Genomic DNA, 23,630 nt, shown 5'->3' with positions numbered 1-23,630 from the left:
CGTACCGGCAGGGTAGGACTGGCGTTCCCAGGAAATTCCTTCCCTTATCCCGGTCCCCCTGCGCTCGGAGACTTGTCCTCGACAACGGATCACAAGCGCAGGAGGACACCATGTCGCTCACCCTCGACAGCTACCGGCTGCTGGGCCGCTCCGGGCTGCGGGTCTCACCGCTGGCGCTGGGCGCGGCGACCTTCGGCACCGAATGGGGCTGGGGCGCCGAGCAGGACGAGGCGCGGAAACTGTTCGACCTGTACGTCGAGCGCGGCGGTAACTTCATCGACACCGCGAGCACCTACACCGATGGCAGCTCCGAGCGTCTGCTCGGTGAATTCACCCGCGACAACCGCGAAAGCCTGGTGCTGGCCACGAAATACTCGACGCTGCGCAGGCCCGGCGATCCGAATTCCGGGGGAAATCACCGCAAGACCCTGTTCGCTTCGGTGGAGACCAGCCTGCGGCAGCTGAATACGGACTACATCGATCTGCTCTATCTGCACCTGTGGGACTTCACGACGCCGGTCGAGGAGATCCTGCGCGGCATGGACGATCTGGTCAGGCAGGGCAAGGTCCTGTACGTGGCGATCTCCAACTCCCCCGCCTGGCAGGTGTCGCGTATGCAGGCGATCGCCGACCTGCGCGGCTGGTCGCCATTGGTCGCGCTGCAGATCGAGTACAACCTGATCGAGCGGACCGGGGAGCGTGACCTGATCCCGATGGCGCGTGAGATGGGGCTGGGGGTGATCCCGTGGTCGCCGCTGGCCGGCGGGGTGCTCACCGGTAAGTACAGCCGTGCCGACCTGACCGCGGCGGACGGCGAAGGGATCGAAGGGGGCGAAGGGGCCGAAGGGGCCGAAGGGGCCGAAGGGAACGCCGTGACCGCCGACGGCACCCGCAGGAGCGTCACCATCGCCAGCGGCGCGCTCACCGAACGCAGTCTCGCCATCGTGGACGTCGTGAAGGAGGTCGCCGCCGAGTTGGGCCGCACTCCCGCCCAGACCGGGCTGGCCTGGACGCTGCAGAACCCGGACGTGACGGCCCCGGTCATCGGCGCCCGCACCGCCGCGCAACTGGAGGACAACCTGGGCGCCCTGGAGATCGGCTTCACCGCCGCCCAACTGGCCCGCCTGGACGAGGCCGGCGCGATCGAACTCGGCTTCCCGCACGACGTACTCGCCCGCGACACGACCCGCGCCCTGACCCGCGGCGACCTGAGGATCGAACCCCGCCGCTGACACCGGAGTTGGCACCCAGGGGCGCCGGGGGCAGCCGGGGGCCCGGGGGCGGCCGGGGGTGCTCGGGGGTGCTCGGGGCCGGCGGCACCATGGCAGCGCTCCTGCTGCCGCCCCGGGCGCGGTCACCCCCGCCCCACACCATTGGCCGTCGGCACCCCCCGTGGCAGCATCTGCCGACATGGAATTCTCCGAAGTGGTCCGCCGCCGGCGCATGGTCCGCCACTACTCCGACAAGCCGCTGTCCCCCGATGCGGTCGAGCGGATCCTTGCCTCGGCCATGCGATCCCCTTCAGCCGGCTTCTCCCAGGGCTGGGCGTTCCTCGCGCTGACCGACCCCGCCGACCGCGCCCGCTTCTGGCCTTTCGTGCCGACCCGCGTCGAGCAGACACCGACCATGCAGGATGCCCCGCTGGTCGTGGTGCCCCTGGCGCACAAGGCGGCCTACCTCGAACGCTACGCGGAGCCCGACAAGGGGTGGGAGGACCGGGCAGAGGCCCGGTGGCCCGCCCCGTACTGGCACATCGACACCGGGATGGCCTCCCTGCTCATGCTGCTGACCGCGGTCGACGAGGGCCTCGGCGCATGCTTCTTCGGGATCATGCCCGAGCATCTCAAGCCGTTCCGGGCCGAGTTCGGGGTCCCCGACGCGTACGCCCCCATAGGCGCGATCACGGTCGGCTACCGGGCCGACGACCTGCCGCCGCAGAGTCCCCGTGTCGAGGAACGCCGACGCGCCAAGGCCGAGGTCATCCACCGTGGCCACTGGGGCGGGCACAGCTGAGCGTGCCGCGGAGGGCCCGACGGCCACGGAGGAAGATTCGGATTCCTGTTCGATCGAGCCGTGGCTCTGGATAGGGTTGGCGCTTCTGGTGCACAAGGGAAACGAAACCCACCCGCAGCACGCCCGTGGAGGCACACATATGAGACCGACCCGCGCCGCGCTCTTCGTCGCCGTCACCGCCCTGACACCCGCGCTGCTTCTCGCGGCCCCGGCGTTCGCCGCACCGCCGACGGCCGCACCGCCGACCGCGACCGCGACGGCGACTGCGTCCACCAGCTCCGACACTCCGGTGGACGAGATGACGGAGGCCGAACTGCGCGCCGCGATAGCCGACATCCTGGCGACGAACACGGGCAAGGCAGTCGTACGAGAAGCCGGCAAGGCTCTCGGAGGCACCGCGGATGACATGCGCGCGTTCCTGGAAACCGGCTTCCAGAAGGCCCAGTTCGAGGACGACCGGGTCGCCATCGCCCGCATCCTCTACACGGCGACCACGAACGGCGACAAGGCGGTCATCAAGGGCTGCAACACTGCCCTCGACACCGGCACTCCCGAAGCAGCACGAACCTTCCTGGAGACCGGGTACCGGCTCGACCAGGCCGAGGACGACGCCTTCTACATCGCCCGCATGCTTGCGGACCCGGACCTCAGCGACGCCCTGCGCACCGCCGCAGGCAAGGCCCTCGACGACGGCTCACCCGAGGCCCTGCGGTACTTCCGGCTGACCGGACAGTACGAGGTGGCCGGCCAGTACCTTTCCTGAGGCCCTGAAGCCCTGAAGCTCTGAAGCTCTGAGGCCCTGACGGGCTGTCGGGCTGTCGGGCTGTCGGGCGGGTCATGCCGCAGCCGCGGGGGCTCTCCGCCTCCTCCGCGACCTGATCCGCCGGACAGCCCGATGTGATCGCCCGGAAGGCAATCGCCCGGACAGTGATCGCCCGGACGGCGATCTCCCCGCCCGCCCCTAGCTCCCCGTACTCCGGTACGACCTCAGCCCCACCCGCCAGGCCGCCCCCGCCACCACGCAGCACACCGCGGCCACCACCGGGGGCAGGAATGCCAGCCACCCCGGCAGGCCCAGCGGGTACGGGCGGCCCAGTACGTACAGTGCGGGCAGCCAGTTGACGAAGGCCAGCGGGATCACGAACGTCACCCCGCGCACCAGGTCCTTCGCGAAGAGCGTCGGCGGGTACTGAAGCAGCGTCACCCCGCCGTACGTGAAGGAGTTCTGCACCTCCGACGCGTCCTGCGCCCAGAACTGGAACGCCGCCCCGAGCACGAACACCGCCGCGAAGACCACCCCGCCGCTGATCAGCATCATGGGCATCATCAGCACCTTCAGCGGCGTCCAGTGGACGTCGACGACCGTCACCCCGTACCCGAGGATCAGCACCCCCTGGGTGATCCGGCCCAGCCGGCGCAGGGCGAAGCGGTCGGCGGCGATCTGGGCGAGCACCGGGACGGGGCGCACCAGCAGCGTGTCCAGTGTTCCGTCGCGCACCCGGCGGCCCAGCCGGTCCATCGAGCCCATCACCAGGTCGGAGAGGCCGAAGGCGGTCGACGCGGTGCCGTACAGAAAGGCGATCTCGCCCAGCGAGTAGCCGCCGAGCCGGTCGACGTGCGAGAACATCAGCAGGATCGCCGCGAAGTCGAGCCCGGTCGCCAGGAAGTTGCCGAAGGCCGTCATCGCGAACGACGCCCGGTACGCCATCGTCGAGCGGACCCACATCCCCGCGATCAGCCAGTACGCGCGCAGCCCCTCAACCACCCTGCACCACCACCCTCCGGGTCGCGGCGGACTGGAGCAGCCGGCCCGCGCCGAGCAGCACCACCGCCCAGCCGAGCTGGAAGGCGTACGCCGTCACCAGGCCCCAGCCGGTCCGCCGGCCCAGCAGGATGTCGGCCGGCACCTGGAGCAGCACCGACCAGGGCAGCACCCGGGCCACCTCGCCCAGCAGCCCAGGGAAGAGATTGAGCGGCAGCAGCATCCCGGAGAAGAACATCCCGGCGATCCCCGCGATCTGCGCGACGCCCGCCCCGTCCATCAGCCAGAACGCGGCGAGCGCCACGAGATAGCGGATCGCGAAGCTGACGACGACCCCGAAGAGCAGCGAGACCAGGAACGCGAGCCACACCAGAGGATCGGCCGGCAGAGCGAGGCGGAAGGCCAGCGCCCCCAGGGCCATGGGCGCCACCCCGCGCCCGATGAGCTGGAATCCGGCCCGGCCCAAGTCACTTGCCAGCCACCAGAGTTGCAGGTCGGCGGGGCGGTAGAGGTCGATGGCGATGTCGCCGGTGCGAATGCGCTCGATGAGCTCGTCCTCCAGGCCGCCGCCCAGCAGTGCCATCGTCGTCAGCATCGCCTGGCCGAGCCACACATAGGTGAGGGCCTGCGACTGGTCGTACCCGCCGAGGTGCGGGCGCTCGTTCCAGAGCGCGATGTAGGTGTACGCCATGATGAAACCGAAGACGGTGTTGGTGAACACCCCGGCGGCCGTCGCCACCCGATAGGTCGCGAAGCGCCGGAACCCTCCTGCGGCCACGACCGCGTACAGCCGCATCCCTGAGGTCCCCTCGCGCCGTCCCGCCCCGTACAAGCACCAAAGCGCCCGACCTTAGTCCACCGGGGCCCGCACCGCGACCGAATAACTCGACCGGACATCAGCGCCGAAATAACGCGGCCCGACGGTCCGACCAGCTCGAACCGGGCGCCCCAACAGTGTTTTATGGGCGTACAGAGTGATTCACCCGATACGACACCCTTGTGCCGGACGCTGGAGAGACAGTGAGCGACGAGCAGCCACAGCAGCCCGGCCGGCCCCCGCGCGACCACGAGGGCGGCGGCGGCAACGGCGGTCCGGCCGGGCCCGCCGGCCCCGGAACCTCCGCCGGGCCCGGCGGACCGGCCAAGAAGCGCAAGCGCCCCCGGCGCACGGGGTGGCGCCGGATGATCCCCACCTGGCGGCTGACGCTCGGCGCTCTTCTGCTGATCGTCCTGCTGGTCGCCGGGGGCCTCATCGCCGGCTACAACCTCGTCGACATCCCCGCCGCCAACACCGCGGCCACCGCGCAGAGCAACGTCTACCTCTACTCCGACGGCACCGAGATCGCCCGCGACGGCCAGGTCAACCGCGAGAACGTACCGCTCGCCCAGATCCCCATCGGCGTACAGCGCGCCGCGCTCTCCGCCGAGGACCGCGACTTCTACTCCGAGAGCGCCATCGACCCCGAGGCCATCGCCCGCGCCGCCTGGAACACCGCGACGGGCAAGGGCACCCAGGGTGGCTCGACCATCACCCAGCAGTACGTCAAGAACTACTACCTCGGCCAGGAACAGACCATCAGCCGCAAGGCCAAGGAGTTCTTCATCTCGATCAAGCTGGACCGCGAGGAGAGCAAGGACGACATCCTCGCGGGTTATCTGAACACCAGTTACTTCGGGCGCAACGCCTACGGCATCCAGGCCGCGGCCCAGGCGTACTACGGCAAGAACATCCAGGACATCGACATCGCCCAGGGCGCCTACCTCGCGTCCCTGCTCAACGCCCCCAGCGCGTACGACGTCGTGGAACACCCGCAGAACAGGGGCCGCGCCGAGGCCCGCTGGAACTACGTGCTCGACGGCATGGTCAAGAAGAAGTGGCTCAGCCCCGGGGCCCGCGCCAAGGAGAAGTTCCCGGTGCCGGAGAAGGTCAGGCCCTCGTCCGGTCTCTCCGGACAGCGCGGCTATCTCGTCCAGGCCGTCAAGGACGACCTCACCAGCAACAAGGTCATCGACGAGGACACCCTCGCCACCGGCGGCTACCGCATCACCACCACCCTCCAGCGCGGCAAGCAGCAGGCGCTCGCCAAGGCGGTCAGCGACCAGGTGACCAGCAAGCTCAGCAAGAGCCGCAGCGCCGACCGGAACGTCCGCGTCGGCGGCGCATCGGTGGAGCCCGACACGGGCAAGGTCGTCGCGATGTACGGCGGCATCGACTACACGAAGCAGTACGTCAACAACGCGACCCGCCGGGACTACCAGGTCGGCTCCACCTTCAAACCGTTCGTCTTCGCCTCGGCCGTGGAGAACCGCTCGACCACCCGCGACGGACGCAGGATCACCCCGAGCACCATCTACGACGGCACCAACCACCGCACGGTGCAGGGCCCGAAGGGATCCACCGGCTACGCGCCGGGCAACGAGGACGACGTGTCGTACGGCAACATCACCGTCGCCACCGCCACCGACAAGTCCGTCAACGCGGTGTACGCGCAGATGGCCGAGGACGTCGGCCCCTCCAGGGTCGAGCAGACCGCGATCGACCTGGGCATCCCGAAGAACACCCCCGACCTCAACCCGTACCCGTCCATCGCGCTCGGCCCCTCCACCGCCAGCGTGCTGGACATGAGCGAGGCGTACGCGACACTCGCGGGCCACGGAAAGCACGGGACGTACACCATCGTCGAGAAGGCCACCAAGAACGGCCGGAAGCTGTCGCTGCCGAAGAAGAGCACCGTCCAGGGCGTCAGCCGGCAGGCGGCGGACACCACGACGTCGATCCTCAAGAGCGTCGTCGCGAGCGGCACCGGCACCGCCGCCAAGAGCGCGGGACGGCCCGCGGCGGGCAAGACCGGCACCGCGGAGAACGACAAGGCGGCCTGGTTCGCCGGATACACCCCCGACCTGTCGACGGTGATCTCCGTGATGGGCCAGGACCCGAAGACCGGGGTGCAGAAACCGCTGTACGGGGCGCTCGGCCTGCCCCGTATCAACGGCGGCGGCGCGCCCGCGCAGATCTGGGGCCAGTACACGGGGGCCGCGCTCGCCGGCACCCCGCGTACGGCCTTCCACCTCGACCTCCAGTCGGGCGCGCACCAGGACGCGCTGCCCACCCCGGCCAAGAGCTCCGCCTCCCCCTCGTCGACGGCGTCGCCCTCCCCGTCGGACGGGACCCCGACCGGACCGTCGTCCGCACCCCCGAGCACTGAGCCCAGCACGACGGGCCCGGAGCCGTCGGAGACCCCCAGCAGTGAGAGCCCGGGCGTGATCGGCGGACTGACGGACGGCGGTACGGACACGGGCGGCGGGGACGGGGGAACGGACGGCGGCACCGGGGACGAGACAGCGGGCGGCGGCACCACAGGCGGCTGAAAGAGTGTGCGGATCAGCACTCCGCTTGCCAGGGTGGACCCATGAACCCCCCGCACAACGCCACAGCCGCCACAGCCGCCGCGATCAGCACACCCCTGACGCCGGAGCTCATACGAGGCGCCCTCGACCTGGAACGCACCGCGCACGGCCTCCTCCCGCACCGGCTCCCCGCCCGGGCCCGCGCCCAGTACTCCGACGGGCAGCTGGCCATGGCGGAGGCCCAGCCCTCCGGCGTACGGCTGGCCATCCGCACCAGCGCCACCACCGTCGAACTGGACACGCTCCGCACCAAGATGGCCTACCAGGGCGTCCCGCCCAGGCCCGACGGTCTGTACGACCTGATCGTCGACGGACGCCTGGCCGGCCAGGCGTCCGTGACCGGCGGGAACGTCCACCTCGTCGACCTGACCACCGGTGCGGCGGAGACCCGGCCAGGCCCCATCGGCACCGTCCGGTTCAGCGGCCTGTCCGCGGAACCGAAGGACATCGAGATCTGGCTGCCGTACAACGAGGTCACCGAACTGGTCGCCCTGCGCACCGACGCCCCCGTCGAGCCCCTGCCCGACCGCGGCCGCAAGGTGTGGCTGCACCACGGCAGTTCGATCAGCCACGGCTCCAACGCCCTCAGCTCCAGCACCACATGGCCGGCGCTGGCCGCCGCGCTCGGGGACGCGGAACTCGTCAACATGGGGTTCGGCGGCGGCGCGCTGCTCGACCCGTTCACGGCCCGCGCGATGCGGGACACCCCGGCGGACCTCATCAGCGTCAAGATGGGCATCAACATCGTCAACGCCGACCTGATGCGGCTGCGCGCCTTCACCCCGGCCGTCCACGGCTTCCTCGACACGATCCGCGAAGGACACCCCACCGCACCGCTGCTGGTCGTCTCGCCGGTCCACTGCCCCATCCACGAGGACACCCCGGGCCCCTGCGCCCCGGACTTCAGCGACGGGACGGTGCGGTTCCGGGCCACCGGGGACCCCGCGGAGCGGGCCGCCGGGAAGCTCACGCTCCACGTCATCCGGGCGGAACTCGCCCGCATCGTGGCGCAGCGGGCGGCCGACGATCCCCATCTGCACTACCTCGACGGCACTGAGCTGTACGGCGAGGCGGACTTCGCCGAGCTGCCGCTGCCCGACCAGCTCCACCCGGACGCGGCGGCCCACCGCCGTATCGGCGAACGCTTCGCCGGCCTGGCCTTCGGCGCCACCGGACCGTTCACGGCCCGGCGCGCCTGACCCGCACAGCGCCTAATGCCCTGACGTGGCCTTCAGACCGACGACCGCGACCAGCAGCAGACAGACGAAGAAGATCCGGGCGGCGGTGGTGGGCTCTCCCAGTACGACCATGCCGAGCACCGCCGCACCGGCCGCGCCGATCCCCACCCAGACGCCGTACGCCGTACCGATCGGCAGGGTCTTGGCCGCCTGCGACAGCAGCAGCATGGACGCGATGATGCCCGCGCCGGTGAAGAGGCTGGGCCACAGCCTCGTGAAACCTTCGGTGTACTTCATCCCGATCGACCAGGCCACTTCGAGCAGACCAGCGACGACGAGCAGAATCCAGGCCATGACGGCACCTCCGCGAGACGGATCAGCAGGGTGCGTCGTCTTTACAGTCGATCAGCCGATCTGCCCGGTACGGCGCGTCTCGTCGGGGTCGTTCCACCGTAGCAAACCCGTGCGGGGCGCTACAGCCGAGCGCTGCACCCGGCGCTCCAGCGCTACAGATGGCGCTACAAATACAGCCCGGTGGAGTCGTCGGAGACCCGCTCCGAGGCCACCGCGTGCAGATCGCGCTCCCGCATCAGGATGTACGGCACGCCCCTGACCTCCACCTCGGCCCGGTCCTCCGGGTCGTACAGCACCCGGTCCCCCGGCACCACGGTGCGGACGTTCTGCCCGACCGCCACCACTTCGGCCCAGGCCAGCCGCTTGCCGACGGCGGCGGTGGCCGGGATCAGGATGCCGCCGCCGGAGCGCCGCTCGCCCTCCGGGGTGTCGGACTTGACCAGCACACGGTCGTGCAGCATCCGGATGGGCAGCTTGTCGTCGTGGGTGTTCTCGCTCACGGACTCGAACCTACCTGGCCTGGGGCCCGGTGTTCACCGAAGGGTCCGCGTTCACCGGGAGCGACCGCGTACGGCGAAAGGCGCCGCGCCCCGGCCGCCGGCCGACCGCGGCCGCAGGACCGGACGGCCACCGGGACCGGGCGGTCAGCAGGACCTGGCCGTCAGCAGCGCCGCCGCTTGGCCGATACGACGCACAGGCCCACCAGGCCCACCGTGAGGAGCGCCACCGGGATCACCCGCTCCAGACGTGGTGCGCCGTCCTCCGTGACGAACTGCGCCCGCACGCCGTTCGCCGTGCGGTTCAGCGCGACGAAGGCGCGCCCCGCGGTCTGGTCGACGGCCGATGTGACCTTGGCCTTGGCGTCCCCCACGATCGTGCTGGGGTGCAGCCGCACACCGATCTCGTCGAGCGTGTCCGCGAGATCCGCGCGCCGGGTCTCGATGTCCGCCTCGATCTGCGCCGGGGTCCTGGCATCCGTGGCATCCGACACTGCGCTGCCTCCGTGGTCGTGTCCGGTAGTCGTTGCTCGACAGTCTGTCAGCTCCAGCGGGAACGCACCCCGCGGCACCCCTATTACGCTCTGCCCCATCCGTATCTCACGGTCACCAGATCCTCCCGAGGAGAGCTTGATGAGCGAGCGACTGCAGCCCGGCGACACCGCCCCCGACTTCACCCTGCCCGACGCCGACGGCAACGAGATCTCCCTCTCCGCGCACCGCGGCCGCAAGGTCATCGTGTACTTCTACCCGGCGGCCCTCACCCCTGGATGCACCAAGCAGGCATGCGACTTCACCGATAATCTGGAATTCCTGGCGGGCGCCGGATATGACGTCATCGGGGTCTCGCCGGACAAGCCGGAGAAGCTCGCGAAATTCCGCGAGCAGGAGTCCCTGAAGGTCACACTGGTCGGCGACCCGGCCAAGGAGACCCTCGCCGCTTACGGCGCATTCGGCGAGAAGAAGCTCTACGGCAAAACGGTGACGGGCGTCATCAGGTCGACGGTCGTCGTCGACGAGAACGGCAAGGTCGAACACGCCTTCTACAACGTCAAGGCCACCGGTCACGTAGCGAAAATCATCAAGGATCTCGGCCTCTGAGACGCTCCCCCCGCCGCCCGAGAAGTTGCGGGAGTGGCCGGTATCCACTGAAAATACGTGACCAAGGTCCCAATTCTTCGGAGCCCTGGTTTGCGATCGCCATCGCTGTGCAGAAGAGCCTCCTGCGTGTTTTTGTATGCCCACAGAGAGGACGACCACCATGGCGGACACCGGCCACCAGACCGCCGCCGACCCCGAGGCGGTCAAACGCCACCGCGGTCTCTTCCGGGTCATCGACCGCCGGAAGAACCCGCGGCTGCGCCGCACCGACATCACGGTGACGGACGAGGCCGCGATCAAGCGGGCGGTGAAGGCGGCCAGCCTGGGCAATGCCATGGAGTGGTTCGACTTCGGCATCTACAGCTACCTCGCGTCCACCATCGGCCACGTCTTCTTCCCCGGCGGCAGCAGCACGGTCCAGCTGCTCGCCTCGTTCGCCACCTTCGCGGTTGCGTTCCTGATCCGCCCGGTCGGCGGCATGGTCTTCGGCCCGATGGGCGACAAGATCGGCCGCAAGAAGGTCCTCGCCATGACCATGATCATGATGGCGATCGGGACCTTTGCGATCGGCGTGCTCCCGTCGTACGCGACGGTCGGCTTCTGGTCCCCCGTCCTGCTGATCTTCTTCCGCCTGGTGCAGGGCTTCTCCACCGGCGGTGAGTACGGGGGCGCGTCGACCTTCATCGCGGAGTACGCGCCGGACAAGCGCCGGGGTTACTTCGGCAGCTTCCTGGAGTTCGGCACGCTTTCCGGATACGTCGGCGCGGCCGGCCTGGTCACACTGATGACCACGCTGATCGGCTCCGACGGAATGGACAGCTGGGGCTGGCGCGTGCCGTTCCTGGTCGCCGGGCCGCTGGGCCTGGTCGGCCTCTATCTGCGGCTCAAGCTGGACGAGACGCCCGCCTTCCAGCGCCTCACCGGCGAGAACGTGGGCGCCGGCGAGGCGGCCGACGTGGTCGAAACCAGCGCCAAGGGCGACCTCAAGGCGATCTTCCGCGACCACTGGCGCGCGCTCGTCCTGTGCATCTGCCTGGTCGGCGCGTACAACATCACCGACTACATGCTGCTGTCGTACATGCCGACGTACCTCTCCGACGAGCTGGGCTACGGCGATACGCACGGCCTGCTGGTCCTGCTGGGCGTCATGGTCGTCCTGATGCTGATCATCAACCAGGTGGGCAAGCTGAACGACCGCTTCGGCCGTAAACCGCTCCTGATGGCGGGCATGCTCGGCTTCCTCGTCCTGTCGCTCCCGGCCTTCCTGCTGATCCGCCAGGGCTCCATCCCGGCGATCATCATCGGCATGGCGATGCTGGGCCTCTCGCTGGTGTGCATGCTGGGCACGATGTCGGCGGCGCTCCCGGCGCTGTTCCCGACGCAGGTCAGGTACGGGTCGCTGTCGGTCGGCTACAACCTCTCGACGTCCCTGTTCGGCGGGACGACCCCATTCGTGATCACCGCGCTGATCAGCCTGGCCGGCACCAATCTGATGCCGGCGTTCTACGCGATGGGGGCGGCGCTGGTGGGCGTGATCGCGGTGCTCTGCATGAAGGAGACCGCCCAGCAGCCACTGGAGGGCTCCCCGCCCTCGGTGGAGACGAAGGAGGAGGCGGCCGAGATGGTCGAGTCCCAGGCCCCGGAACCCCGCTTCTGACCCCCGCCTGAAGCCCTCCGCCGCCCACCTGACCTCCACACCCTGGCGACCGACTCCCCGCCCACCGCAACGGCCCGTACCGGCCCCCACCCGGTACGGGCCGCTCCGCTTCCCGGACGTGACGCCCCGGCCGGCGGTTCGTTACTCCGTACGAGGTCACGAACGTGTGACCGGAACGGAGGGGGAAACCATGACCGACCCGTATGAGCGGGAAACACTCACCCGGGCTGTGGCCGAGTCCCGGAGCTGGGCCGGCGTGATGCACCGGCTGGGCCTTCGCAAGAGCGGTGGCCGGCACCGGGTGCTCCGGGCGAGAGCCGCCGCGCTCGGCATCGATACCAGCCACTTCCAGCGGCGCAGCCCCTTTCGCCGGTACACGGACGAGGCGATAGCCGCAGCGGTCAGTACGTCCCGCACACTCCGCGAAGTCGTGGTCAAGCTCGGTGCTCCGCCGCGGCCGGCACGCTGTCGCACATCCGACGGCGCATCGCCGCGGCCGGTATCGACGTGAGCCACTTTCCCGGTCTGAATCGTCCGGCAGAACCGCAACTCCTCTTCACCGTCGAGGAGCTGCGGAACGCAGCCGCCTCGGCCGGCAGTGTGCGCGGGGCGGCGCGGCTGCTCGGGCTGGCCGACGGGGACAGCCGGTCGCGGACGGCGTTGGGGGCGATGTTCAGGAAGCACGGCATCGATACCTCGCATTTCCGCAACGCGCGGGTGACGGTCAACGAGGACGCGCTGCGAGCGGCGGTGCCGGGGGCCACCAGCTACGCGGACCTGATGCGCTCACTCGGCCTCGAGGTGAACGACACCAACCATCGCCGCGTTCGCCGACGCGTGCTGCAACTCAGGCTCGACACCGGCCACTTCAAGCGCCGCACCTGGGGGCCCGCGCGCGTGCCGGAGCCGCGGCCGGTCGCACCGCGGCCCCTGGTCGTGATGCCCCCGGGGTCCTCTCGCACGAACCGGTCCAGGCTCCACCGCGCCCTCCAGGAGGTCGGCGTCCCCTACCGCTGCACGTCCTGCGGCAACCCGGGTGAGTGGCGCGGTCGGCCGATCACGCTCCAGATCGATCATGTCAACGGTGACTGGCTCGACAACCGCCGGGAGAATCTCCGGTATCTGTGCCCGAACTGTCATGCGCTGACCGACACCTGGTGCCGGAAGCGCGGGAAGCAGTCGCCGGGCGCGTGACCGTGGAGGGTGCGACATACCCCGTACAGCTGTCGGCCGAGTACCATGAGCGGCATCCTGCGGCCTTGGCGCAGTTGGTTGACGCGATCGGTTTAGGTCCGGTTTGTCCGTTTGGACTAGGTGGGTTCGAGTCCCACAGGCCGCACATGGCCGGAGGGGCATTCCGCACCGCGGAGTGCCCCTCCGGTGTTCACCGGCTCAGCCCAGCAGTTCTCGTACGACGGGGACCAGGGCGCGGAATGCCTGGCCGCGGTGGCTGATCGCGTTCTTCTCCGTTGCCGTGAGTTCCGCGCAGGTGCGGGTCTCGCCCGACGGCTGCAGGATCGGGTCGTAGCCGAAGCCGCCGCTGCCCGCCGGAGTGGTGCGGAGGGTGCCCTGGAGGCGGCCCTCGACCACTCGTTCCGTGCCGTCGGGGAGTGCCAGTGCGGCGGCGCAGGCGAAGTGGGCGCCCCGGTGCGGGTCGTCGATGTCCGAGAGCTGGGCCAGCAGCAGGCGGAGGTTGGCCTCGTCGTCGCCGTGGGTGCCTGCCCAGCGGGCCGAGAAGATGCCGGGGGCGCCGTTCAGTACGTCCACGCAGAGGCCCGAGTCGTCGGCGACGGCGGGCAGGCCGGTGGCCTGCGCCATGGCGTGGGCCTTGAGCAGGGCGTTCTCGGCGAAGGTGACGCCGGTTTCCTTGACGTCCGGGATGTCGGGGTACGCGTCCGTGCCGACCAGTTCGTGGGGCAGGCCCGCGTCGGCGAGGATCGCTTCGAGTTCGGTGATTTTCCCGGCGTTGCGGGTGGCGAGGATCAGACGGGTCATGCGTCCAGTATCGGTCCACTGTCAGGGGCGGACGGGCGTGGCCTCCTCGCCCGTCCGCCGCCTCCGGCCCCGCACCGTCCGCCCTCGTCCCGTCCGTCCTCGTCCCGCCCCGCGCGCCCGCCCCGCGCGCCCGCCCCGTGCGTCCTCGCCGGGGCGGCCGCCCCGGCCGTCCTCGCCGGGCGGCCCCGGCCGCTACTTGCCGAGTGCCTCGGTCTGGAGCGCGGTGAGATCGGCGCAGCCGCCGGTGGCCAGGTCGAGCAGGGCGTTGAGCTCCTTGCGGTCGAAGGGCTCGGCCTCGGCCGTCCCCTGGACCTCGACGAAACGGCCGTCGCCGGTGCAGACGACGTTCATGTCGGTCTCGGCGCGCACGTCCTCCTCGTAACGGAGGTCGAGCAGCGGTGTGCCGTCGACGATGCCGACGCTGACCGCGGAGACCGTGTCGGTGAGGGGCTTGCGGCCGGACCTGATGAGCTTCTTGGACTGGGCCCAGGTGACCGCGTCGGCCAGCGCGACGTACGCGCCGGTGATGGCTGCGGTGCGGGTGCCGCCGTCGGCCTGGAGGACGTCGCAGTCGAGGACGATCGTGTTCTCGCCGAGGGCCTTGTAGTCGATGACCGCGCGCAGCGAGCGCCCGATGAGGCGGGAGATCTCGTGCGTACGGCCGCCGATCTTGCCGCGGACGGATTCCCGGTCGCCCCGGGTGTTGGTGGAGCGCGGGAGCATCGAGTACTCGGCGGTGACCCAGCCCTCCCCGCTGCCCTTGCGCCAGCGCGGTACGCCTTCGGTGAAGGAGGCGGTGCAGAAGACTTTGGTGTCTCCGAAGGAGATGAGGACGGAGCCTTCGGCGTGCTTGCTCCAAGCGCGCTCAATGGTGACCGGGCGGAGTTCTTCGGGTGTGCGGCCGTCGATACGAGACATGGGGGCGAGCCTATCGGCCACGGTGGGGCGGGGTGTCCGGGACCGGCGGCGGGGCGAGGGGTCCGCCGCCGGCGCGGGTACCCCGCCGCCCCTTCGGCCGCCGGTCCTGGGCTTCTCAGCCGTTCACATCATGTCCTCGATGTCGGCCGCGATGGGGTCGGCGTCGGTGCCGATGACGACCTGGATCGCGGTGCCCATCTTGACGACGCCATGGGCGCCCGCGGCCTTGAGCGCGGCGTCGTCCACGAGGGAGGCGTCCTTCACCTCGGTGCGCAGCCGGGTGATGCAGCCCTCGACCTCTTCGATGTTGTCGAGGCCGCCGAGCCCCGCGACGATCTTCTCAGCCTTAGTGGCCATGTCTGACTCCTGAGTGTCTCCTGGCGGCCCGGCTCTCCGGCCCGTTTCGTCACGTTAACCCACGATTGGACCCCTTATACGGGCGGGCACCCGTGCCGCCTCGCAAGATGGCGGTCACCGGTGCAGCGCCCGGGCACAGCAGCGGATCGCGCCATGGGCGGTCCGCAGCCAGGACGACGACTGCCAGCAGGCCGACGCAGGAGGACGCCGAATGAGCACCAGCAGCGCGGCCGTGCCACAGACACCACCGGCGAAGAAGTGGTGGAACGGCCTCTTCCAGGGGCTGCAGAAGGTCGGCCGCAGTCTGCAGCTGCCGGTCGCGGTGCTGCCCGCGGCCGGTCTGCTGGTCAGTCTCGGCAATCTCTTCACCGCGTATCTGCACGGCGCCTTCTGGGACAAGACGGCCAAGGTCTTCCTCGCGGGCGGCAACGCGATCCTCGACGGGGCGTTCGGTCTGCCGCTGCTCTTCTGCATCGGTGTCGCGATCGGCTTCGCGAAGAAGTCGGACGGCTCGACGGCGCTGGCCGCGGTGGCCGGGTTCCTCGTCTACCACGGGGTCCTGGGCGCGTTCCCGATCGGCGGCTCGGTGACGAAGGCGCTCCCCGAGGGCACCCCGCAGAACCCGGGCGTTCTCGGCGGCATCCTCATCGGGCTGCTGACCGCGATCGTCTGGCAGCGGTTCCACCGCACCCGGCTGGTCGACTGGCTGGGCTTCTTCAACGGCCGCCGTCTCGTACCGATCCTGATGGCCTTCATCTGCGCCGCGCTCGGTGTGGTGTTCGGGCTGCTCTGGCAGCCGGTGGGGGACGCGCTGACCTGGTTCGCCAAGCATCTGATCGATCTGGGCGCCTGGGGTGCGGCGATCTTCGGGGTGGCCAACCGGCTGCTCATCCCGATCGGTATGCACCAGTTCCTGAACACGTTCTTCTGGTTCCAGGCGGGCAGCTACACCAAGCCGGGCGGCGGCGTGGTGCAGGGCGACCTGACCCGCTTCTTCGCCGGTGACCCGTCGGCCGGACAGTTCATGTCGGGCTTCTTCCCGATCATGATGTTCGGTCTGCCCGCCGCGGCCCTGGCCATCGCGCACTGCGCGCGGCCGGAGCGGCGCAAGCAGGTCATGGGGCTGATGATCTCGGTGGCGCTGACGTCGTTCGTGACCGGGGTGACCGAGCCGCTGGAGTTCTCGTTCATGTTCGCGGCGCCGCTGCTGTACGGCGTGCACGCGCTGCTGACCGGTGCGTCGATGGGGATCACCTGGGCGCTGGGGGTCCACGCGGGGTTCAGTTTCTCGGCCGGTCTCATCGACTACGTCATCAACTGGCACCTCGATACGAAACCCTGGCTGATCATCCCGATCGGCCTGTGCTTCGCGGTGGTCTATTACGTGGTCTTCCGCTTCGTGATCACGAAGTTCAACGTGATGACGCCGGGACGGGAGCCGGACGAGGAAGTCGAGGACGTCACCAAGGCGTGAGGGCGGCGGCGTGACGGTATGACCACGGCAGGGCCCCGGAACCAGTACCGGTTCCGGGGCCCGCTCCGTGGGGTGCGCGGGTCAGATCTCGTACACCGCGCCGGGCTTGGCCAGCTCCACCGGGCCGTCGTACACGGCCTGCGCGTCCGCCAGATTGCGTTTGGCGTCGGTCCACGGCGGGATGTGGGTCAGCACCATGCGCCGCACACCGGCGCGCGTCGCGTGCGCTCCGGCCTCGCGGCCGTTGAGGTGGAGGTCGGCGACGTCCTCCTTGCCGTGCGTGAAGGACGCTTCGCAGAGGAACAGGTCGGCGCCCACGGCCAGTTCGTGCAGCGGGTCGCAGACGCCCGTGTCCCCGGAGTAGGTGAGCGAACGGCCGCCGTGCTCGATCCGGATGGCATATGCCTCGACCGGGTGGCAGACCTTCTCCGTACGCACCGAGAACGGCCCGATGTCGAACGAGGCGGACTTCAGGGTGCGGAAGTCGAAGACCTCCCCCATCGACGAGGACGACGGGGTGTCGGCGTACGCGGTGGTCAGCCGCTCGGCCGCCCCCTCGGGCGCGTACACGGGGATCGCGGGGCAGCGCCCGCCGTCGTGCCGGTAGTAGCGCGCGACGAAGTACGCGCACATGTCGATGCAGTGGTCCGAGTGGAGGTGGCTGAGGAAGATGGCGTCGAGGTCGTAGAGACCGCAGTAGTGCTGCAGCTCGCCGAGGGCGCCATTGCCCATGTCGAGGAGCAGCCGGAAGCCGTCGGCCTCTACGAGGTAGCTCGAACAGGCCGATTCCGCGGATGGGAACGACCCCGAGCAGCCGACGACGGTGAGCTTCATGGAGTGGGAACCTCCGTGGACGGGCCGGGCCCCGCGCGCCCGGCAGGACGCCGAAGCGGTCCGTCGAGCCTAAGGCGCCGGAGCGGTGGCCGCTCCTCCACGGGACGCCGTTGTGGGGGAACTCACCTGCACTGTCACCGGTTCGGGTGGGTGGCGTGGTCCCTCGGGCCCAGTGCTGTGTCCTGCCGGGCCGTGCCGGGCGCGCGGGGCCACCGGTACGGTCCTGGGTATGGATACGACGTGGTTGCTGGCGCTGGTGGCGGTCGTGCTGGTTGCCCTGGTCGCCTCGGTCGTCGACGGGCGGGCGCGGGGCGGGCGGCGGCAGCGGGGCCGGCGGCGGCCGCCGGGGCGGCCCGCAGGCCGGGAGCCGCGGGCACCGGCGGGCCGGCCGCCGAAGCGGACCGGGCGGCCGGGCCGGCCGGGGCGGGTGCCGCGGGCGGGCGAGATCTGGTGGGCGCTGGTCCCGTACGAGGACGGTCCCGGCGGCAAGGACCGGCCGTGCCTGGTGCTCTCGGTACGGGGTGACGCGGCGCTCGTCGCCAAGATCACCAGCAAGCACCACGAGGAACGGCCCGGCGTGATCGCGCTGCCGGCCGGTGCCGTGGGCGACGCGCGGGGGCGGCGGAGCTTTCTGGAGACGGACGAGCTGCGGGATGTCCGGGTGGGCGAGTTCCGCCGGTGGGCGGGCGATGTGGACCGGACGGTGTGGGACCGGGTGCGGCACCTGGCGGGGTAGCCGGACCCACTGGCCGGGCTCGCACCCGGCCGTCCGGCGCGTACGGACGGATCAGGCCGGACCCGCGTGGGCCCGGCCTGATCCGTACAGCTTCCGTACCGCTTCCGTGCAACGGTTTCCGTACAGCGGTTTCCGTGCAGCGAGCCTCAGGCCCAGAGCTGGCCCTGGAGCGTTTCGATGGCCGCTTCCGTCGTGGGGGCCGTGTAGACGCCCGTCGACAGATACTTCCAGCCGCCGTCCGCCACGACGAAGACGATGTCGGCCGGGGTCCCTGCCTTGACCGCCTTCTTCCCCACGCCGATCGCCGCGTGGAGTGCCGCGCCGGTCGAGACACCCGCGAAGATGCCTTCCTGCTGGAGCAGTTCACGGGTGCGGGTCACCGCGTCCGCGCTGCCCACCGAGAAGCGGGTGGTGAGCACCGACGCGTCGTACAGCTCGGGGACGAAGCCCTCGTCCAGGTTGCGCAGGCCGTAGACCAGGTCGTCGTAGCGCGGCTCGGCGGCGACGATGCTGACGTCCGGGACGTTCTCGCGCAGATAGCGGCCGACGCCCATGAGGGTGCCTGTGGTGCCGAGGCCGGCCACGAAGTGGGTGATGGACGGCAGGTCGGCGAGGATCTCCGGGCCGGTGGTGGCGTAGTGCGCGCCCGCGTTGTCCGGGTTTCCGTACTGGTAGAGCATCACCCAGTCGGGGTGCTCGGCCGCCAGCTCCTTGGCGACGCGTACGGCTGTGTTGGAGCCGCCCGCCGCCGGTGAGGAGATGATCTCCGCGCCCCACATGGTGAGCAGGTCACGGCGTTCCTGCGAGGTGTTCTCCGGCATGACGCAGACGATGCGGTAGCCCTTGAGCCTGGCCGCCATGGCGAGCGAGATGCCGGTGTTGCCCGATGTCGGCTCCAGGATGGTGCAGCCCGGGGTCAACCGGCCGTCCTTCTCGGCCTGTTCGACCATGTGGAGGGCCGGGCGGTCCTTGACCGAGCCGGTCGGATTGCGGTCCTCCAGCTTGGCCCAGATCCGGACGTCGTCCGAAGGGGACAGCCGCGGGAGCCGTACGAGCGGGGTGTTGCCCACCGCCGCGAGCGGGGAGTCGTAGCGCATCAGGGGCTCAGACCATCCCGCCGGCCACGGCCGGAAGGATCGTGACGCTGTCGCCGTCGGCCAGCTTGGTGGAGATGCCGTCGAGGAAACGGACGTCCTCGTCGTTGAGGTAGACGTTGACGAAGCGGCGGAGCTGGTCGCCGTCGACGATGCGCTCGCGGATGCCGTTGTGCCGGGACTCGAGGTCGGTGAGCAGGGCGGCGAGGGTGTCACCGCTGCCTTCGACGGCCTTGGCGCCGTCGGTGTAGGTGCGGAGGATGGTCGGGATGCGGACCTCGATGGCCATGGCTGGGCTCCTGTCGGATGGTGAGGCGGAGGGCGCGGCAGCGCGCGTGGTGCCGGTAATGCCGGTGGTGGTGCGTGTGCTTACGCGGGGCCGCGGCTCAGACGGCAGCGCGGCGCGGACAGATCGCGCTGTCGAGGCGGCACAGGTCGACGTGCAGCCGGGCGGCTCCACATCCAAAGGCTCCCAGCAAGAGAGTGGACGCGGAGCGCAGCATGACGGGCGTCGCGCCCGGCGTCTTTTCGCTCACGTCTTGGGAAACCATGCGCTCATCGTATCGATTCCCGCCCCCCGATCCGAGGTGTGATCTCAGCATGCGGGATCAATCCGTCCGACTGACGGACAACCGGCCGGCGGACCACCGGACGGACCGCTGTACAGACCACCGGGCGGACCGCTGGGCGGACTGCCGGGCCGGCTAGGGAGTGACGGTCACTTCCTCCTCGGTGACCACGCCGTCGGCGATGCGGTACGAGCGGAACTGGAAGGGTCCGGCGCCGTCCGTGTCGGCGGTGGAGACGAGGACGTAGTGGGCGCCGGGCTCGTTCGCGTACGTGATGTCGGTACGGGAGGGGTACGCCTCGGTCGCGGTGTGCGAGTGGTAGACGATCACCGGCTCCTCGTCGCGGTCGTCCAGATCGCGGTAGAGCTTCAGCAGGTCCGCCGAGTCGAACTCGTAGAACGTGGGCGAGCGGGCGGCGTTCAGCATCGGGATGAACCGCTCGGGGCGTCCGGAGCCCTCCGGGCCCGCGACCATGCCGCACGCCTCGTCGGGGTGGTCGGCGCGGGCGTGCGCCACGATCTGGTCGTACAGGGCCTGGGTAAGGGTCAGCATGCCGTTCAGGATAAGCAGCAGGGCCAAGAGGGCCGCGCGCAGCGCGTCAGGCAGGGTGGCGGTGGGCGACGGGTGGGCACCCCCGTACCGGAGTGCGGTACGGGGGTGCCCACATGCTGGGAAAGGGGGTGGGGAGAAGGCCGTTTCCGGTCAGCTCTCGCGCTTGGCGAAGGCCGCGCCTTCCGGGTTGCGGGCCCGCAGCACCAGATACGTCACGCCCAGGAGTACGGCCCAGAAGGGCGCGGCGTACAGCGAGACGCGGGTGTCCTTGTCTATCCCCATCATCACGATGACCAGGGCGATGAAGGCGAGCGAGAACCAGCTGGTCCAGGGGGCGCCGGGGGCCCGGAAGCTGGACTTGGGGAGTTCGCCGCGCTCCGACTTGGCGCGGTAGCGGATCTGGCAGATCAGGATCACGATCCAGGCCCACATACCGGAGATGGTGGCGAAGGAGACGACGTAGTTGAACGCCTGGCCCGGCCACTGGTAGTTGATCCACACGCCGACGAGCATCAGCGCGGCGGAGACGGTGGTGCCCAGGAGCGGGGTGCCGCTCTTCGTGAGGGACGTGAACGCCTTCGGGCCCTGGCCGTTGAGCGCCAGGTCGCGCAGCATGCGGCCGGTGGAGTACATGCCGGAGTTGCAGGAGGAAAGGGCGGCGGTCAGCACGACGAAATTCACGATGCCCGCGCCCACCCCCAGGCCCATCTTCTGGAAGGCGGCGACGAAGGGGCTGACACCGGGGCTGAAGTCGGTCCACGGGACGACCGAGAGGATCATGATCAGCGCGCCGATGTAGAAGACCGCGATACGCCAGGGCACGGTGTTGATGGCCTTGGGCAGGACCTTCTTGGGGTTCTTGGACTCCCCCGCGGTGACGCCGACGAGTTCGACGGCGAGGAAGGCGAACATCACGATCTGGAGGGTCATCAGGGTGCCGGTGATGCCCTTGGGGAAGAAGCCGCCCTGGTCCCAGAGGTGGGTGACGCTCGCGGTGTCGCCGGCGTCGGAGAAGCCGACGGTGAGGATCCCGGCGCATATGAGGATCATGCCGATGATCGCGGTGACCTTCACCATCGAGAACCAGAACTCCAGCTCACCGAAGAGCTTCACGGATATCAGGTTCACGCCGTAGAGGATGATCGTGAAGACCAGGGCGGAGAGCCACTGTGGGATGTTCCACCAGTAGGTCATGTAGGTGGCGGCCGCGGTGACTTCGGTGATGCCGGTGACGACCCAGAAGAGCCAGTACGTCCAGCCGGTGACATAGCCCGCGAAGGGGCCTATGAACTCTCGCGCGTACTCCGAGAAGGAGCCGGAGACCGGGCGGTACATGAGCAGCTCGCCCAGGGCCCGCATGATGAAGAAGATGACCAGGCCCGCGATGGCGTAGGCGAGGATGAGGCTCGGTCCGGCTTTGGCGATGGCCTTGCCCGCGCCGAGGAAGAGGCCGGTGCCGATGGCGCCGCCGATCGCGATCATCTGGATCTGGCGGGCTCCCAGGCCGCGCCGGTATCCCTCGCCCGATCCGGCGTCCTCGGCCTCACTGCCGTCATATTCCTGGTCGACCTGCACTGAGGTCATGGTGGTGCGCCTTTCTCCATGCCGATCCGGCCTGACGAGGCTCGGATCGACTGTGACGATCCTGGAGGGCAGAACCCGCGGATGGTGGAGTGCTGTCGGCGGTCGGCCTGACTGGCGGCCCCGGGGGCGGGGGTGGTGTCCCCGGGTGGTCGTAAGATTTAACACGGCTGGGAAAGAGATCCTCCCGGTGAAATGTGACTCACGCCACTGGAAGAACCGGACGAAAAGCACCGGGCGGAGCAAAGCAATCCGCCACGGTGACGTCATCGTTATCCGGATTTGAGCGTCCTTTGAGCGGACGGCCGGGCGGACGCCAGGGCAGACAGCTGGGCAGACAGTTGGGCAGACACCGAGCTGACGGCAGGGCGGACGCCAGGGCAGACGGCGCCCCTGAGGGCCCGGGCGGCCGGGCCGATCAGGGCCCGTTACGGCATCAGGGTCTCGACGAGGGTCTCCTGGAGCGCGCCGAGCCAGAGGTAGGCCATCACCATGGGCTTGCGCGGGTCGTCGTCCGGGAGCCGGTAAAGCCCGCCGTCCTCCGTCTCGTCCTCGTCGGAGACGTCGAGGCGGGTGCCGATGGTGAGCCGGAGGTCGTTGAGCGCGCCGAGCCAGTGGCGCGACTCCTCGGGCGAGAGCGTGAGCAGCACGCTGCCCTCGGGGAGGGCGCGGGCGGCGCGCTTGCGGCGGCCCCTGCGGGTCGCCCCGCGCGGCTCCCGGGCGTCCTCGTGGGGCGCGCCGGGGTCACCGTCGGCGCTCCCCCCGTCCGGCTCGCCCGCGCCCGCCTGGTCGAGGGTCCGTACCAGCGCCAGCGCGTCCTCGCGCTTGCGGGCGCGCAGATCGTTCTCGGTGAAGCGGCGGAACTCCGACGAGAAGTCGGGCTCCTCGTCGCCGTACGCGTCGGGGAAGAGCCGGGCCAGCGCGGGGTCGTCCGGCGGCTTGCTCGGGCCTTCGGAGAACAGCGAGGCCAGCGGGTCCTCGCCGTCGACCGGCTCCTCACCGGGGCCGACCAGCTCCAGGAGCTGGACGGCGAGGGAGCGCAGGATGGACATCTCGACCTCGTCGAGCGCGACGGCCGCGCCGCCGCCCGGCACTGCCTCGAACTGTCCGGCCATCAGTTGCGGTCCTGGGTGAGAGTGGCCCACAGGCCGTAGCCATGCATCGCCTGCACGTCGCGTTCCATTTCCTCGCGGCTGCCGCTGGAGACCACGGCCCGGCCCTTCTGGTGCACGTCGAGCATCAGCTTGTGCGCCTTCGCCTTCGAGTAGCCGAAGTAGCTCTGGAACACATAGGCGACATAGCTCATCAGATTGACCGGGTCATTGTGGACGAGCGTCACCCACGGCACGTCGGGCTCGGGGACCGCGAAGGTCTCCTCGGCCGATTCAGGACGTTCGATCTCTACAGGGGCGACACTCACAGGTCCCATGCTGCCACCCGCGGAGTGGCGGCGCACACACCGGTCCCTAGATCTCGTCACTCTGACGAAATAGGGGGTAGCATCCTTCGTACGCCCCATCGAGCGGGGGAAAGCCCCGGGAGACCCGGCC

Annotated in this window: 26 protein-coding genes and 1 tRNA gene; 12 read left to right on the top strand and 15 right to left on the bottom strand. The window is 69.9% G+C overall.

All coding sequences use genetic code 11. From position 1 onward, the window contains the following. Positions 1 to 110: 110 nt before the first annotated feature. The 3 genes from OG510_RS24550 to OG510_RS24540 all read left to right on the top strand — a co-directional run bounded on the left by OG510_RS24550 (position 111) and on the right by OG510_RS24540 (position 2,776). Positions 111 to 1,232: an aldo/keto reductase gene (locus OG510_RS24550; RefSeq protein WP_406139601.1), complete on the top strand. Its 1,122-nt coding sequence runs from the start codon at positions 111 to 113 to the stop codon at positions 1,230 to 1,232. Positions 1,233 to 1,410: 178 nt separating this feature from the next. Next, positions 1,411 to 2,013 (top strand): nitroreductase family protein, encoded by a 603-nt coding sequence (locus OG510_RS24545; RefSeq protein WP_406139600.1) that lies wholly within the window; start codon positions 1,411 to 1,413, stop codon positions 2,011 to 2,013. Between the two features lie 139 nt (positions 2,014 to 2,152). Further along, positions 2,153 to 2,776: a hypothetical protein gene (locus OG510_RS24540; RefSeq protein ID WP_406139598.1), complete on the top strand. Its 624-nt coding sequence runs from the start codon at positions 2,153 to 2,155 to the stop codon at positions 2,774 to 2,776. A gap of 198 nt (positions 2,777 to 2,974) precedes the next feature. Here OG510_RS24540 and OG510_RS24535 read toward each other — a convergent pair whose 3' ends face one another. Both OG510_RS24535 and OG510_RS24530 read right to left on the bottom strand, forming a co-directional pair. Further along, positions 2,975 to 3,778 carry an ABC transporter permease gene (locus tag OG510_RS24535; protein ID WP_406139597.1) on the bottom strand — a complete coding sequence of 268 codons (804 nt, stop codon included), beginning with the start codon at positions 3,776 to 3,778 and terminating at the stop codon, positions 2,975 to 2,977. Beyond that, entirely contained in the window at positions 3,771 to 4,571 is an 801-nt protein-coding gene (locus tag OG510_RS24530) for an ABC-2 family transporter protein (RefSeq protein WP_164261373.1), read from the bottom strand. The genes OG510_RS24535 and OG510_RS24530 overlap by 8 nt, the downstream gene beginning before the upstream one ends. Positions 4,572 to 4,795: 224 nt before the next feature. Between OG510_RS24530 and OG510_RS24525 the strand changes: the two genes are divergently transcribed. Continuing rightward, positions 4,796 to 7,144 (top strand): transglycosylase domain-containing protein, encoded by a 2,349-nt coding sequence (locus OG510_RS24525; protein ID WP_406139595.1) that lies wholly within the window; start codon positions 4,796 to 4,798, stop codon positions 7,142 to 7,144. A gap of 41 nt (positions 7,145 to 7,185) precedes the next feature. Next, on the top strand, positions 7,186 to 8,382 hold the full coding sequence (locus tag OG510_RS24520) for a GDSL-type esterase/lipase family protein (protein WP_406139593.1): 1,197 nt from the start codon (positions 7,186 to 7,188) through the stop codon (positions 8,380 to 8,382). A gap of 12 nt (positions 8,383 to 8,394) precedes the next feature. Here OG510_RS24520 and OG510_RS24515 read toward each other — a convergent pair whose 3' ends face one another. From OG510_RS24515 to OG510_RS24505, 3 genes are all read right to left on the bottom strand, one after another. Then, entirely contained in the window at positions 8,395 to 8,715 is a 321-nt protein-coding gene (locus tag OG510_RS24515) for a DMT family transporter (RefSeq protein ID WP_406139592.1), read from the bottom strand. A gap of 164 nt (positions 8,716 to 8,879) precedes the next feature. Continuing rightward, on the bottom strand, positions 8,880 to 9,215 hold the full coding sequence (locus tag OG510_RS24510) for a GroES family chaperonin (RefSeq protein WP_406139590.1): 336 nt from the start codon (positions 9,213 to 9,215) through the stop codon (positions 8,880 to 8,882). 161 nt (positions 9,216 to 9,376) lie between these two features. After that, entirely contained in the window at positions 9,377 to 9,706 is a 330-nt protein-coding gene (locus OG510_RS24505; protein ID WP_164261362.1) for a DUF3618 domain-containing protein, read from the bottom strand. Between the two features lie 139 nt (positions 9,707 to 9,845). Between OG510_RS24505 and bcp the strand changes: the two genes are divergently transcribed. The 5 genes from bcp to OG510_RS24480 all read left to right on the top strand — a co-directional run bounded on the left by bcp (position 9,846) and on the right by OG510_RS24480 (position 13,309). Then, positions 9,846 to 10,313 carry a thioredoxin-dependent thiol peroxidase gene (bcp, locus tag OG510_RS24500; protein WP_406139589.1) on the top strand — a complete coding sequence of 156 codons (468 nt, stop codon included), beginning with the start codon at positions 9,846 to 9,848 and terminating at the stop codon, positions 10,311 to 10,313. A 160-nt stretch (positions 10,314 to 10,473) separates the two neighbouring features. Next, positions 10,474 to 11,970 carry a glycine betaine/L-proline transporter ProP gene (gene proP / locus OG510_RS24495; RefSeq protein ID WP_406139588.1) on the top strand — a complete coding sequence of 499 codons (1,497 nt, stop codon included), beginning with the start codon at positions 10,474 to 10,476 and terminating at the stop codon, positions 11,968 to 11,970. 190 nt (positions 11,971 to 12,160) lie between these two features. Continuing rightward, positions 12,161 to 12,481, top strand: a complete 321-nt coding sequence (locus OG510_RS24490; RefSeq protein WP_406139587.1) for a hypothetical protein — start codon at positions 12,161 to 12,163, stop codon at positions 12,479 to 12,481. Beyond that, the gene (locus OG510_RS24485) at positions 12,478 to 13,164 is read left to right on the top strand and encodes an HNH endonuclease signature motif containing protein (RefSeq protein WP_406139585.1); all 687 of its coding nucleotides are present in this window, start codon (positions 12,478 to 12,480) and stop codon (positions 13,162 to 13,164) included. The genes OG510_RS24490 and OG510_RS24485 overlap by 4 nt, the downstream gene beginning before the upstream one ends. A 59-nt stretch (positions 13,165 to 13,223) precedes the next feature. Next, positions 13,224 to 13,309: transfer RNA gene (locus tag OG510_RS24480), tRNA-Leu, on the top strand. Positions 13,310 to 13,362: 53 nt separating this feature from the next. Here OG510_RS24480 and rdgB read toward each other — a convergent pair. The 3 genes from rdgB to OG510_RS24465 all read right to left on the bottom strand — a co-directional run bounded on the left by rdgB (position 13,363) and on the right by OG510_RS24465 (position 15,240). Next, positions 13,363 to 13,965 carry an RdgB/HAM1 family non-canonical purine NTP pyrophosphatase gene (gene rdgB, locus OG510_RS24475; protein ID WP_406139583.1) on the bottom strand — a complete coding sequence of 201 codons (603 nt, stop codon included), beginning with the start codon at positions 13,963 to 13,965 and terminating at the stop codon, positions 13,363 to 13,365. A gap of 192 nt (positions 13,966 to 14,157) precedes the next feature. Further along, positions 14,158 to 14,883 carry a ribonuclease PH gene (gene rph / locus OG510_RS24470; RefSeq protein WP_406139581.1) on the bottom strand — a complete coding sequence of 242 codons (726 nt, stop codon included), beginning with the start codon at positions 14,881 to 14,883 and terminating at the stop codon, positions 14,158 to 14,160. Between the two features lie 123 nt (positions 14,884 to 15,006). After that, entirely contained in the window at positions 15,007 to 15,240 is a 234-nt protein-coding gene (locus OG510_RS24465) for a PTS glucose/sucrose transporter subunit IIB (RefSeq protein ID WP_164261351.1), read from the bottom strand. Between the two features lie 211 nt (positions 15,241 to 15,451). Here OG510_RS24465 and OG510_RS24460 point away from each other — a divergent pair, with 211 nt between their 5' ends. Further along, positions 15,452 to 16,714 (top strand): PTS transporter subunit EIIC, encoded by a 1,263-nt coding sequence (locus OG510_RS24460; RefSeq protein ID WP_406139579.1) that lies wholly within the window; start codon positions 15,452 to 15,454, stop codon positions 16,712 to 16,714. 81 nt (positions 16,715 to 16,795) lie between these two features. Here the strand turns inward: OG510_RS24460 and OG510_RS24455 are convergent, their stop codons facing one another. After that, complete coding sequence (locus tag OG510_RS24455) at positions 16,796 to 17,548, bottom strand: MBL fold metallo-hydrolase (protein ID WP_164261348.1); 753 nt, start codon at positions 17,546 to 17,548, stop codon at positions 16,796 to 16,798. Positions 17,549 to 17,777: 229 nt separating this feature from the next. Between OG510_RS24455 and OG510_RS24450 the strand changes: the two genes are divergently transcribed. Further along, positions 17,778 to 18,284 carry a type II toxin-antitoxin system PemK/MazF family toxin gene (locus OG510_RS24450; protein ID WP_406139577.1) on the top strand — a complete coding sequence of 169 codons (507 nt, stop codon included), beginning with the start codon at positions 17,778 to 17,780 and terminating at the stop codon, positions 18,282 to 18,284. Between the two features lie 146 nt (positions 18,285 to 18,430). On the opposite strand, the gene OG510_RS24445 is transcribed toward OG510_RS24450, so the two are convergent. From OG510_RS24445 to clpS, 6 genes are all read right to left on the bottom strand, one after another. Continuing rightward, positions 18,431 to 19,381: a PLP-dependent cysteine synthase family protein gene (locus tag OG510_RS24445; protein WP_164266500.1), complete on the bottom strand. Its 951-nt coding sequence runs from the start codon at positions 19,379 to 19,381 to the stop codon at positions 18,431 to 18,433. A 7-nt stretch (positions 19,382 to 19,388) separates the two neighbouring features. Continuing rightward, positions 19,389 to 19,667, bottom strand: coding sequence for a MoaD/ThiS family protein (locus OG510_RS24440; RefSeq protein WP_406139575.1), 279 nt, complete (start codon positions 19,665 to 19,667; stop codon positions 19,389 to 19,391). Positions 19,668 to 20,082: 415 nt separating this feature from the next. Next, complete coding sequence (locus tag OG510_RS24435; RefSeq protein ID WP_406139573.1) at positions 20,083 to 20,499, bottom strand: Mov34/MPN/PAD-1 family protein; 417 nt, start codon at positions 20,497 to 20,499, stop codon at positions 20,083 to 20,085. 150 nt (positions 20,500 to 20,649) lie between these two features. Beyond that, positions 20,650 to 22,083, bottom strand: a complete 1,434-nt coding sequence (locus OG510_RS24430) for an amino acid permease (RefSeq protein WP_406139572.1) — start codon at positions 22,081 to 22,083, stop codon at positions 20,650 to 20,652. 425 nt (positions 22,084 to 22,508) lie between these two features. Continuing rightward, positions 22,509 to 23,195, bottom strand: coding sequence for a DUF2017 domain-containing protein (locus OG510_RS24425; RefSeq protein WP_406139571.1), 687 nt, complete (start codon positions 23,193 to 23,195; stop codon positions 22,509 to 22,511). Beyond that, on the bottom strand, positions 23,195 to 23,509 hold the full coding sequence (gene clpS / locus OG510_RS24420) for an ATP-dependent Clp protease adapter ClpS (RefSeq protein WP_164266494.1): 315 nt from the start codon (positions 23,507 to 23,509) through the stop codon (positions 23,195 to 23,197). Before clpS ends, OG510_RS24425 begins: the two co-directional genes overlap by 1 nt. Positions 23,510 to 23,630: the final 121 nt, after the last annotated feature.

Source organism: Streptomyces sp. NBC_01089 (genome assembly GCF_045162975.1).
GTDB lineage: Bacteria > Actinomycetota > Actinomycetes > Streptomycetales > Streptomycetaceae > Streptomyces.
The sequence above is the reverse complement of the archived record's forward strand: the minus strand, read 5'-3'. Positions and strand labels throughout refer to the sequence as shown.

Bases quoted from the DNA above. Each gene is read 5' to 3' on its own strand.
- OG510_RS24550 (WP_406139601.1), top strand. From the start codon at position 111: ATGTCGCTCACCCTCGACAGCTACCGGCTGCTGGGCCGCTCCGGGCTG.
- OG510_RS24545 (WP_406139600.1), top strand. From the start codon at position 1,411: ATGGAATTCTCCGAAGTGGTCCGCCGCCGGCGCATGGTCCGCCACTAC.
- OG510_RS24540 (WP_406139598.1), top strand. From the start codon at position 2,153: ATGAGACCGACCCGCGCCGCGCTCTTCGTCGCCGTCACCGCCCTGACA.
- OG510_RS24530 (WP_164261373.1), bottom strand. From the start codon at position 4,571: ATGCGGCTGTACGCGGTCGTGGCCGCAGGAGGGTTCCGGCGCTTCGCG.
- OG510_RS24520 (WP_406139593.1), top strand. From the start codon at position 7,186: ATGAACCCCCCGCACAACGCCACAGCCGCCACAGCCGCCGCGATCAGC.
- OG510_RS24515 (WP_406139592.1), bottom strand. From the start codon at position 8,715: ATGGCCTGGATTCTGCTCGTCGTCGCTGGTCTGCTCGAAGTGGCCTGG.
- bcp (WP_406139589.1), top strand. From the start codon at position 9,846: ATGAGCGAGCGACTGCAGCCCGGCGACACCGCCCCCGACTTCACCCTG.
- proP (WP_406139588.1), top strand. From the start codon at position 10,474: ATGGCGGACACCGGCCACCAGACCGCCGCCGACCCCGAGGCGGTCAAA.
- OG510_RS24490 (WP_406139587.1), top strand. From the start codon at position 12,161: ATGACCGACCCGTATGAGCGGGAAACACTCACCCGGGCTGTGGCCGAG.
- rdgB (WP_406139583.1), bottom strand. From the start codon at position 13,965: ATGACCCGTCTGATCCTCGCCACCCGCAACGCCGGGAAAATCACCGAA.
- rph (WP_406139581.1), bottom strand. From the start codon at position 14,883: ATGTCTCGTATCGACGGCCGCACACCCGAAGAACTCCGCCCGGTCACC.
- OG510_RS24465 (WP_164261351.1), bottom strand. From the start codon at position 15,240: ATGGCCACTAAGGCTGAGAAGATCGTCGCGGGGCTCGGCGGCCTCGAC.
- OG510_RS24460 (WP_406139579.1), top strand. From the start codon at position 15,452: ATGAGCACCAGCAGCGCGGCCGTGCCACAGACACCACCGGCGAAGAAG.
- OG510_RS24455 (WP_164261348.1), bottom strand. From the start codon at position 17,548: ATGAAGCTCACCGTCGTCGGCTGCTCGGGGTCGTTCCCATCCGCGGAA.
- OG510_RS24450 (WP_406139577.1), top strand. From the start codon at position 17,778: ATGGATACGACGTGGTTGCTGGCGCTGGTGGCGGTCGTGCTGGTTGCC.
- OG510_RS24445 (WP_164266500.1), bottom strand. From the start codon at position 19,381: ATGCGCTACGACTCCCCGCTCGCGGCGGTGGGCAACACCCCGCTCGTA.
- OG510_RS24440 (WP_406139575.1), bottom strand. From the start codon at position 19,667: ATGGCCATCGAGGTCCGCATCCCGACCATCCTCCGCACCTACACCGAC.
- OG510_RS24435 (WP_406139573.1), bottom strand. From the start codon at position 20,499: ATGCTGACCCTTACCCAGGCCCTGTACGACCAGATCGTGGCGCACGCC.
- OG510_RS24430 (WP_406139572.1), bottom strand. From the start codon at position 22,083: ATGACCTCAGTGCAGGTCGACCAGGAATATGACGGCAGTGAGGCCGAG.
- OG510_RS24425 (WP_406139571.1), bottom strand. From the start codon at position 23,195: ATGGCCGGACAGTTCGAGGCAGTGCCGGGCGGCGGCGCGGCCGTCGCG.
- clpS (WP_164266494.1), bottom strand. From the start codon at position 23,509: ATGGGACCTGTGAGTGTCGCCCCTGTAGAGATCGAACGTCCTGAATCG.